The sequence below is a fragment of the Rhodococcus chondri genome (assembly GCF_036327435.1).
Taxonomy (GTDB): domain Bacteria; phylum Actinomycetota; class Actinomycetes; order Mycobacteriales; family Mycobacteriaceae; genus Rhodococcus; species Rhodococcus chondri.
Genome location: NZ_JAUZMZ010000365.1, coordinates 1 through 1,361 on the forward strand (window position 1 = coordinate 1; position 1,361 = coordinate 1,361).

The window sequence follows — 1,361 nt, forward strand, 5'->3', positions numbered from 1 at the left end:
GTGTGAGGGAAGGTGCTGTGCGACATGGTCTTTGAGTGTTGCGGGGTCGATGTCGGCGTGCGGGGCGGGGTGTGCGTAGGCGACGAGGACGGTGTCGCCGGACGGGGCGGGAAGGCCCAGGGTCACGGCGAACGCGACGGTGGGGTGCGAGCTGAGCACGGCATCGATCTCGCCGGGTTCGATGCGGAACCCGCGCACCTTGACCTGGAAGTCGGAGCGGCCCACGTACGCCAGGTGCGGGTCGCCGCCCGGGTGGGCGGTGCTCCAGCGGACCATGTCGCCGGTGCGGTACAGCCGCTCCCCCGGCTGCCCGTAGGGGTCGGCGACGACGCGGGCGGCGGTCAGGTCGGGGCGGGCGTGGTAGCCGCGGGCGAGACCGAGCCGGGCCAGATACAGTTCGCCGGCGGGGCCGACGGGGACGGGGCGCAGCGCGGCGTCGAGAACGACGGCGTGCACCCCGCGGAGCGGGCCGCCGAGGGTGAGGTCGCCGTCGGGGGTCAGGGGGTCGCTGATCGCGGCCATGATGGTGGTTTCGGTGGGGCCGTAGGCGTTGACGAGGCGCCGGCCGTGCACCCAGGTGTCCCGCAGTTCCGGGGGCCAGGCCTCGCCGCCGACGGCGAGGTCGACGAAGCGGGTCAGGTCGGCCGGGTCGAGGGAGGCGAGCGCGGCGGGGGTGATGAAGCCGTGGGTGACCGCGGTCTCGCGCAGCACCCGGCCCAGTTCGGCGCCGCCGTAGATGTGCGGGGGGACGACGACGAGGGTGGCGCCGGAACCGAAGGCCATGAGGTATTCGAAGATCGACGCGTCGAAGCTCGGCGACGAGAAGTGCATGACCCGGCCGCCGGGGCCGGGGTGGAAGCGGTCGCGTTGGTCGCGGGCGAAGTTGTCGAGGCTGCGGTGGGTGGTGAGCACCCCCTTCGGGCGGCCGGTGGAGCCGGAGGTGTAGATCAGGTACGCGGCGTGGTCGAGGCGCAGCGGCACGGTGCGGTCGCGGTCGGTGAGCGCGGTGGCGGCGGTGCCGGTGAGCGTCGCGGCCAGGTCCGGGTCGTCGAGGACGAGCCAGCGCACCGTGTCGGGCAGGTCGGTGCGGTGCGCGCCGGTGGTGACGCCGAGGGTGGCGCCGCAGTCGTCGAGCATGAACGCGATCCGGTCGGCCGGGTAGCGGGGGTCGACGGGGACGAACGCGGCGCCGGTCTTGGTGATCGCCCACATCGCGGTGACGGATTCGACGGAGCGGGAGATGCCGAGGGCGACGAAAGTCTCCGGCCCGGCGCCGGCGGCGCGCAGCACCCGGGCCAGGCGCGTGGAACGCTCGTCGAGCTCCCGGTAGGTCACGGCGGCGCCGGGCCGGAGACTTTCGT

General features: G+C 74.1%; 1 protein-coding gene. It reads right to left on the reverse strand.

Translation table 11 applies throughout. The features are described from left to right. Positions 1 to 1,361 (reverse strand): amino acid adenylation domain-containing protein (locus Q8814_RS26140; protein ID WP_330154830.1); only part of this gene is annotated, 1,361 nt, incomplete at both ends.